The 9052-nt window shown below is 69.7% G+C and carries 4 protein-coding genes; 1 reads left to right on the top strand and 3 read right to left on the bottom strand.

Annotation, left to right across the window (positions count from 1 at the left end; translation table 11 throughout):
- Both G4D87_RS27670 and G4D87_RS27665 read right to left on the bottom strand, forming a co-directional pair.
- Nucleotides 1-305: carbohydrate-binding protein (locus G4D87_RS27670; protein WP_338045004.1), on the bottom strand; the 305-nt coding region annotated here is incomplete at its 3' end.
- 155 nt (nt 306-460) lie between these two features.
- Nucleotides 461-802, bottom strand: coding sequence for a (2Fe-2S) ferredoxin domain-containing protein (locus G4D87_RS27665; RefSeq protein WP_163785602.1), 342 nt, complete (start codon nt 800-802; stop codon nt 461-463).
- 605 nt (nt 803-1407) lie between these two features.
- Here G4D87_RS27665 and G4D87_RS27660 point away from each other — a divergent pair.
- Nucleotides 1408-4188 (top strand): vitamin B12-dependent ribonucleotide reductase, encoded by a 2781-nt coding sequence (locus G4D87_RS27660; protein WP_163785600.1) that lies wholly within the window; start codon nt 1408-1410, stop codon nt 4186-4188.
- Between the two features lie 87 nt (nt 4189-4275).
- Here the strand turns inward: G4D87_RS27660 and G4D87_RS27655 are convergent, their stop codons facing one another.
- Nucleotides 4276-5475 (bottom strand): general secretion pathway protein GspE, encoded by a 1200-nt coding sequence (locus tag G4D87_RS27655; RefSeq protein ID WP_240358657.1) that lies wholly within the window; start codon nt 5473-5475, stop codon nt 4276-4278.
- Nucleotides 5476-9052: the final 3577 nt, after the last annotated feature.

Raw genomic sequence — 9052 nt, 5'->3', positions numbered from 1 at the left:
GTCCCCCCGCTGCCCGCATCCGGCTCACCACCGCCCGCGGGCCCCAGGTCCAACCACAGCGCGGCCACCGCCACCGGCGTCCAGTCCGCCTGGGACGTGTGCGCCTGCCGGCACTCATAGAGGCGCCCCTGATAGGTGACGCGCGTCCCCACCGAGTACGCGACGCCCGCGGCCCACTCCGCGGCCAGCGCCGCCTCCTGGAACGCCGTCATATCCGGGACGTGGGACGACGGGACTTCGGAATCACAGCCAGCCACGGACAAGGCGGTGGCGATCAGGCCAGAGGCCCACCAACTGCGACGCATGCATGTGCTCCTCGCCGCGCTGGACACACGCCGGGCCCATCCCCGGAGCAGGCCTGCCCCAGGCGTCCCAACGTCCGTTCCGCGCGGCTCCTCTGCGGGTTCACGCAGTCAGAGGCAGGCGTCGATTATTTCGGGTTAATGCCGATAAGCGCGCTTCAGGCCGGAGGCGGGGCCTTGCGGGAGAAGGGCATCAGCAGCCGCTCCACGGGGCGACCTTCCAGGAGGTGCTGCTCGACGATGTCCTTCACGTCCTCCACCTTCACGCCGCCGTACCAGGTGCCTTCCGGGTAGACGACGACGGCGACACCGAAGCCGCACGTGTCCAGGCACCCCGCCGCGTTGGCGCGCATGCGCCCCTTGAGGCCGCGCTTGTCGAGCTCCTCCTTGAAGGCGGCGCGGACCTCCTCCGCCCCCTTGGTGGCGCAACACCCCTTGGGATTTCCGTCCGGGCGACGATTGGTACAGACGAAGACGTGGCGCAGGTAGGGAGGAGCCATGTCCGCCTCCTAACGCGCGTCCAGGCCAAAATCGACGGCCTCGTTCACCAACGGACCGCGCCCAGGGCTGATCTACCGTCCGTCGCGGATCAGCATGGTTGCACCCACCCGAGTCGTGCACAGACTCACAGCAAACGTCTCCCAGTGATCACGCTTGCTTGGCCTGAAGTGACGTTACATGGCTCGCCATCTGGATTCAGGCACTGCAAAGCATGTGTTGCCAGGGCAGGCGCGGCCCTCTAGATCGGGCTCCCTCGCTGAACGCAGTAGCAGCAGGGCAGGCAGGCAGGCACCGGACGCCCACTTCGCGGCTACATACAATTCGTGGTGGGTATGACTTTGACGGCTACCATTTGTTGTACCGAGAGATTCTTTGACGGAGGTGCTACAGGCGTCTATCCATGGCCTCGTCCGGCAGCCTGGCGGGCATCCCCCAAGCACAGCCGAGGGGCCGGGCGCGCCCCTGCTTCGTCGTCGCGAATCCACTCCGAGGTCACCCGCGCTTCGCGCCGGGCTGATCCATCGGATCCATCGGGATCTCGCGACGTTAGCGTTTCGCAAAATTTTGCATCAGAACTCACAGTGAATTCGTGGAGGGTGGCGACATGGATAAAGAGCTGAGCTCGAAGTCCACGGTGAACGGGAAGGAGCGGCGCGGCGGGCGGAAGGCGCGCGTGGCGGCGACGGGCTTGACGGTGGAGCGCTTCTTCACGACGCCGGGCGTGGACCCCGCGGATGAGCTGGCGTGGGAGTACCGCAGCGCCAGCATCACCGGCGAGGATGGCAAGGCCGTCTTCGAGCAGAAGGACATCGAGGTGCCGAAGTCCTGGTCGATGCTGGCGACGAACGTCGTGGCGTCGAAGTACTTCCGCGGCACGCCGGGCACGCCGGAGCGTGAGACGAGCGTGCGCAAGCTGGTGGCGCGGGTGGTGGACACCCTCACCCGCTGGGGTGTGGAAGGTGGCTACTTCACGCGGGACGCGGACCGCGAGGCCTTCCACGCGGAGCTGACGCACCTGCTGCTGCGCCAGAAGGCGTCCTTCAACTCGCCCGTGTGGTTCAACGTGGGCGTGGAGGCGCAGCCCCAGTGCTCCGCGTGTTTCATCAACAGCGTGGAGGACAACATGGACTCCATCCTCACGCTGGCGCGCACGGAGGGCATGCTCTTCAAGTACGGCAGCGGCACGGGCAGCAACCTGTCCACCATCCGCGGCAGCAAGGAGCTGCTGGCGGGCGGCGGCACCGCGTCCGGCCCGGTGTCCTTCATGCGCGGCTTCGACGCCTTCGCTGGCGTCATCAAGAGCGGCGGCAAGACGCGCCGCGCGGCGAAGATGGTCATCCTCAACGCCGAGCACCCGGACATCCTCGAGTTCATCCGCTGCAAGTCGGCCGAGGAGAAGAAGGCCTGGGCGCTCATCGAGGCCGGCTACGACCCGTCCTTCAACGGCGAGGCGTACTCGTCGGTGTTCTTCCAGAACTCGAACAACTCGGTGCGCGTCACCGACGCGTTCATGAAGGCGGTGGTGGAGGACGCCACCTGGACGACGCGGTCGGTGCGTGACGGCCGGCCGCTGGACACCTACCAGGCGCGCGAGCTGTTCCGGGAGCTCTCCGAGGCCGCGCACCTGTGCGGCGACCCGGGCATGCAGTTCGACACCACGGTGAACAGCTGGCACACGTGTTCGACGACGGCGCGCATCAACGCGTCCAACCCGTGCTCGGAGTACATGTTCCTGGACGACTCGGCCTGCAACCTGGCGTCCCTGAACCTGATGCACTTCCGCACCATCGACGGCGACTTCGACGTGACGGCGTTCCGCCACGCGGTCGACATCCTGCTGATGGCGCAGGAGATCATCGTCGGCAACTCGCGCTACCCCACCGAGCGCATCGAGAAGAACAGCCACGACTACCGGCCGCTGGGCCTGGGCTACGCCAACCTGGGCGCGCTGTTGATGGCGTCAGGCCTGCCGTATGACTCGCCCGCGGGCCGCAACTACGCGGGCGCCATCACCTCGCTGATGTGCGGCGAGGCCTACGCGATGAGCGCCCGCCTGGCGGAGAAGCAGGGCCCCTTCGCGGGCTACGCGAAGAACGCGGAGCCGATGCTGGGCGTCATCCGCAAGCACCGCAAGGCCGCGTACCACATCGCGCCGGAGGGCGTGAGCCAGGGCCTGTTCGCCGCGCAGAAGGACGCGTGGGACCGCGCGCTCGCGCTGGGGGAGGCGCACGGCTTCCGCAACAGCCAGGTGACGGTGCTGGCCCCCACGGGGACCATTGGCTTCATGATGGACTGCGACACCACCGGCATCGAGCCGGACATCGCGCTCATCAAGTACAAGAAGCTGGTGGGCGGCGGCATGCTGAAGATCGTCAACCAGACGGTGCCGCTGGCGCTGGAGAAGCTGGGCTACCCGCAGACGCAGTCCCAGGACATCATCAGCTACCTGGACAAGCAGGACACCATCGAGGGCGCGCCGCACCTGAAGCCCGAGCACCTGCCGGTGTTCGACTGCGCCTTCAAGCCGGCCCAGGGCGAGCGCAGCATCCACTGGATGGGCCACATCCAGATGATGGAGGCCTGCCAGCCGTTCCTCTCCGGCGCCATCTCCAAGACGGTGAACATGCCGTCGGACGCGACGGTGGAGGACATCGAGAAGGCCTACCTGGAGGCGTGGAAGCGCGGCCTCAAGGCCATCGCCGTGTACCGCGACGGGTGCAAGCGGACGCAGCCGCTGAACACGTCGAAGGACACGCGCGCCGCCAAGGCCACCGTGGCCCCCGAGCCCGCCCCCGCCGTCCAGCCGGAGCCTCGCGCGGTCCGCCGGCGTCTGCCGGACGAGCGCCGCTCCATCACGCACAAGTTCTCCATCGGCGGCCACGAGGGCTACCTGACGGTGGGCATGTACGAGGACGGCCTGCCGGGTGAGCTGTTCATCGTCATGGCGAAGGAAGGCTCGGTGGTGAGCGGGCTGATGGACAGCTTCGCCACCAGCGTGTCGCTGGCGCTCCAGTACGGCGTGCCGCTGAAGGTGCTGGTCGACAAGCTCAGCCACACCCGCTTCGAGCCCAGCGGCTTCACCGGCAACCCGGCCATCCCCATCGCCAAGTCCATCACCGACTACATCTTCCGCTGGCTGGAGCTGAAGTTCCTGCCCAGCGAGGAAGAGCACGCGGTGCTGGGCCGGGTGGACGTGCAGCCGAAGCGGGAGGCCCTGCCCGCGCAGACGGCTTCGGTGCAGCGGTCCGGCGCCAGCTCCTCAAAGGGGTCCACGTGGCTGAATCAGGCGGATGCTCCGCCGTGCCACACCTGCGGCGCCATCATGGTGCGCAGCGGTGCCTGCTACAAATGCGGCAACTGCGGTGCGACCAGCGGCTGCAGCTGAGCGCGACGCGTTGTTCTTGAAGTGAAGAGGGCTCCGGAGCACCTGGCTCCGGAGCCCTTCTTGCGTCTCCCCGCCTCCGGCTCGCGCTCAGGCGCTTCGGGTGGGGAGGCGGGAGAAGGCCTCGGAGGCCTTCTGCGCGATGCGCGTGAGTTCATCGAGCGCGGGCGCGGCGATGGGCTCCGCGCCAGGGTCCGCGACGATGAAGGCCACCGTCTGGCCCCGGTTCCGGATGGCGACGACGGCCAGGTGCGAAGTGCCCTCCCCTCCCAGCGCGGCGAAGATGGCTTCGTCCTGGGGACATGCCGGCGCGTCGAAGACGCTGGCGCTCGGGGACGTCATCGCGGTGTGCAGCAGGGACGGCGCTTCGAGGTCGACCTTGAGCCCGGCGACCGCCGCGCTGTCACTGCCCGGGCCCCAGGCATGCCCCACCCGCGCGAGGCCGAGGCTCTCACCCAGGAGGAAGGCGCGCCGGTAGCGGCCCGCGCAGTACGCCAGCACCACCCTGCCGAGCGTGCCCTGGGTGTTCACGACGTCGAGCGCCGACACCACGTGCTCCGCCGTCACGGAAGGGCCACCCACGGGCACCTCCGTGGACGCGCTGGCCGCCGCGGCCAGGAGCGTGGCGATGACCTCCGAAGGCTCCGCCGCCGTGGGCTGCCATGGCTGCTGGATGAAGTCCCACGCCGAGGCCAGGGGCACTTCGGTCGCAGCGGGGGCCGCGGCCGGGCCGTCGAGGTCCACCACGCGGTCCGCCCAGGTCGTCTCTGGAACGTGGCCAATGGAACCCGCGTCATCGCCGCCCTGCCAGCCCACGAACTCCCACGTCGAAGCGAGCTGCATCGGCTCGTCGGACGCGCCGGACAAGTCGTCCAGTTCAATGGGCGCCCGGGGCGTGGGGGCGACGGGTGGGGTCGCGAGTTCGGGTGACTCGCCGAAGGGCGCGGGAGCGCCGTCATTCGCGGCGGGCTCCGAGGCGTCGATGCTGGCCGCCGGGGCAACAGGTGTGGTGAGCAGGTCACCATCCTCCGCGACGACGAAGCCTCGTGCCTTGCGCGGCGCCAGGCTGTCCTGCGTTGACGGCTCCGCCGTCGGGTCGGAGTCGCTGGCGCGAGCCGCCAGGTCCAGCTTGAGGCCGAAGGGCTGCGTCACCTCACCGAAGGGCGGCGCGGACCGCTCGCCCGTGGATGGAGCGGACTCGATGGACAGTGTTGGTTCGATTGCCGCAGCCAGCTCCGCGACTCCGTGAGACGGCTCATCGCTCGGTGTCGCGGTGGCTTGGGAGTCCATGGCAACGGCTTGAGCCGTGACCGGCATCGAATCCGCGGACTGTGCCGCTTCCGCAGCGCTGACGCCTCGTTCTCCAGTTTCCACCGTTGCAGTGGCCTCCGTGCCACCCGGCGCGGCCTCCTCCTCCGAAGCCGTCAGCACGACTTCGTTCGAGCTGGCATTCGTGAAGCTTCCGCCCGGAGCGACATCGTCGGACGGCGCCGATGCCACCGCGCTCGCGGCGTCTGCGTTCGGCGATTCAACTGGAGAGGTGCCCGCGTGCTGTGAGGTCCCAGCGTCCAGCCCTGGAGTCGATGCATCCGCCATCGCTGCGGTCGAGGGCGCGTCTGCGGCTGGAAGTGCATCAACGTCCGGCACAGGAAGCGCTGTGCCTTCCACACTCGGGGACGACGGGACGTGCGCACCCTCGAGTGCCACCACTGCCGCATCCACGGTTGCCTGGGGAGCCAGTGCCGTCGACGACTCGCCGTCGGCGGACGCTTCGGGTGCCGCATCAATCACACCGGCAGCATGCGGCTCGGTGCCAACCGGACGCATGTCACTCGAACCATCGGCGACTTCCGGCGCGGCAGCAGCGACGGCATGTGCATCCGAGGTCGAAGTGTCCGCGGTGGTCGCAGCCGGCGTCTCAACGCTCTCACTTGCCACGCCGGAGTCATTCGGCTGGGCGGTCACGAAGCTCGCGGCCGAGGCCTCGACGTTCGCATCTGGACCAACGGAGTCGTCCGGCTGTTCCGAGACAGCATTCGCCGCCGAGGTGGCCACGAGCGCATTCGCATCACCGGCAACTTCCTGCGCGGAGGAAGCTGCACCCGTCGCCGAGTCATCGACGCTGGAGGTGGCGACATTGGCTGCTTCCGCGCCAGCGGCAACTGCGCCTGCTACCGCTGACTCGACAGCGACATTCGGTTCGTCGTGAATGGGACCGGCCGCCGGTTCCTCGGCCCGAGCACCTGTTACATCCGCGGCCTCCAGCACAATGGGAGTGGCGCCGATTGCATGAGCCTCGGAAGCCGCGACCGCCACAACGGGCGCAGCGCCGCTCTCCGGTGCCTCGGAAGTCGCAGTTGCCTCAACGGTGATAGCTGGCACGGGCTCGGCGGCACCGACTGCAGTGACATCAACGACCGCGGCCACCGCAGTGTCCGACGAAACCGCGGCGGCTTCGGTTGCGACACCACCCGCTTCCCCACCGACGTTTGCGGCCGTCACTCCAGCGGCTTCGCTCGCGACGCCACCCGATGCCGTACCGACGCCCTCTGCCGTCATCTCAGCGGCTTCGTCAACCGCCTGCGGCCCGCCTGCCGCGTCGGTGGCGATGACCGGCTCAACCACGTTCGTGGCATCCGTCCGGTCTGCCGTCTTGGGAGCCACCTCCACGTCCACCGACGACGCACCTTCGACCGCGACAGGGGTCGCCGACACCACGTCGGAAGCCGTGACGGCAGCGGCATCCACGTCCAACACCCCTTCAGCGTCCGAGGGCAACGCCTGCGCAGGAGTTTCACTCGGGTCGACGGCAGACAGCGCGTGCTCTTGAGCCGATGCCTCAGCAGGGATGCCCCTCTGTTGTGGCACCACGCCGAGTTCGCTGGAGTCTTCTCGCGCTTCAGACGCGAAGGGCGCAGGTGCGACACCGTGCCCGCGAGGAGCCGCAGGCGACATCCCGGGAGGAACCGGCATTCGGCTTGAATCAAGGTCCTGCGCCGGGACGTCACCGCTCGGCACCGAAGTGCCCAGGGCTTGCTCGAGGTGGAACGGACGTTCCGTTCCATCCGCGGCGGCCGAGGACGGGGCAGTGTGTGCTTCCGCTGGAGGAGTCTCGGCTGGCTCGTCGGTCCGCGGAGCTTCCGCAGCGGCATTGCCAGGGACTGGCATTTCCGCTTCCACGGGCCGTGCATCCCCCAGTGACGCGGGAGGCGACATCGCTCCGGGAGGCGTCATTTCCCTTGAGAACTGCGACGGCATGCCCGCTGGATGCGCAGCGACCTCGCCTGAAGGCGGTGTCGGGAACGCATGTGCGGGCGGTCCACTCATGGGGCCCTGCGCCATGCTCGGCGTGGGTGCGTCCTGCAGGGGCACAGGCGGGCCACCGACGGACGAAGGTACGGGCAGCGTGCCCGGAGGCGTCTGTTCGTGAGGCAAGTGCGCATGAGGCTGCACCGGCCCGGCGACAGACCGAGCCCCAGCAGTCATCTCCGGAGGCAATGCTCCGTGAGGCACGGGCGCCTGGGGCATCCCGTGCGCAGGCGGAGGCTGTGCGCCTGTCATTCCTGGTGGCACCGTCCCGTGAGGCACGGGCGCCTGGGGCCCCCCGTGCGAGGACGGAGGCGGAGCGCCCACCATTCCTGGTGGCATCGCCCCACGAGGCACCGGAGCTTGTGGAGCCCCGTGCGCAGGCGGAGGCGGAGCGCCCACCATTCTTGGTGGCATCGCCCCGTGAGCCCCCGGCACCGCAGGCAGTCCCGGCGACGACGGCGGACGCGCTCCCATCATCCCCGGAGGCACCGGCCCGTGAGGCCCAGGCAGGCCAGGTGCAGGAGGCCGGGCTCCCATCATCCCCGCAGGCACCGGTCCATGCGGCCCTGGCAATCCGGGCGGGGGCGGAGGCCGTGCGCCCATCATCCCCGGAGGCACCGGTCCCCCATGAGGTCCGGGCATCGCGGGCAGCCCCGGCGACGACGGGGGTCGTGCTCCCACCATCCCCGGTGGCACCGGCCCATGCGGCACCGGGACCGCGGGCAGCCCCGTCATGGACGGCGGGCGATGTCCCATCCCCCCGGGAGGAACGGGCCCGTGTGGCCCGGGCGCGGCGGGCAGCCCCGTCGCGGACGGAGGCCGTGTCCCCATCATCCCCGGTGGCACCGGTCCACGAGGCCCCGGCACGGCGGGCAGGCCCGACGCGGACGGCGGCCGATGTCCCATCATTCCGGGAGGAGCTGGCGCAGCAGGCCCGGAAGCGCCAACTGCCATAGCAGGAGGTCCCGGCACGGCAGGCAGCCCCGACGCGGACGGAGGCCGCTGCCCCATCATCCCGGGAGGCACAGGAGCACCCGCCCCGACCATCGCCGGAGCCTGTGCTCCCACCATTCCGGGAGGCACCGGAGCACCCGCCCCAACCGTCGCAGGAGGCTGCGCCCCCATCATCCCCGGTGGCACCGGCCCGTGAGGCCCCGGCACTGCCGGTCCCCCCGTCATGGACGGAGGCCGAGCGCCCACCATGCCTGGCGGCACCGGACCGTGTGGCCCAGGAACCGTGGGCAGGCCCGTCGCGGACGGCGGGCGATGTCCCATCATCCCTGGATGTGCGGACATCCCTCCGGGTGCGGACGACGGCGCTGCGCCCACCATCCCCGGAGGTACCTGCGGACCAGCAGCGCCCGCGCCGAGTGCGCCATGCACCGGCGGCATTCCCGTCGCGGAGGACGGTCGAGCCCCGGCCATCCCCGGCGGCATCGACGCACCCGGCACAGGCGGCGCGCCCACCATGCCCGGAGGTCCCGCCACCGCCTGAAGCCCAGGAGACGACGGAGGCCGAGCCCCCATCGTCCCCGGAGGCACCGGAGCCCCCGAGGGC

Origin of the sequence: Myxococcus vastator, from assembly GCF_010894475.1 — a bacterium.
GTDB classification, from domain to species: domain Bacteria; phylum Myxococcota; class Myxococcia; order Myxococcales; family Myxococcaceae; genus Myxococcus; species Myxococcus vastator.
Note: the sequence above shows the minus strand (reverse complement) of the source record. Positions and strands in the feature narration are given on the sequence as shown.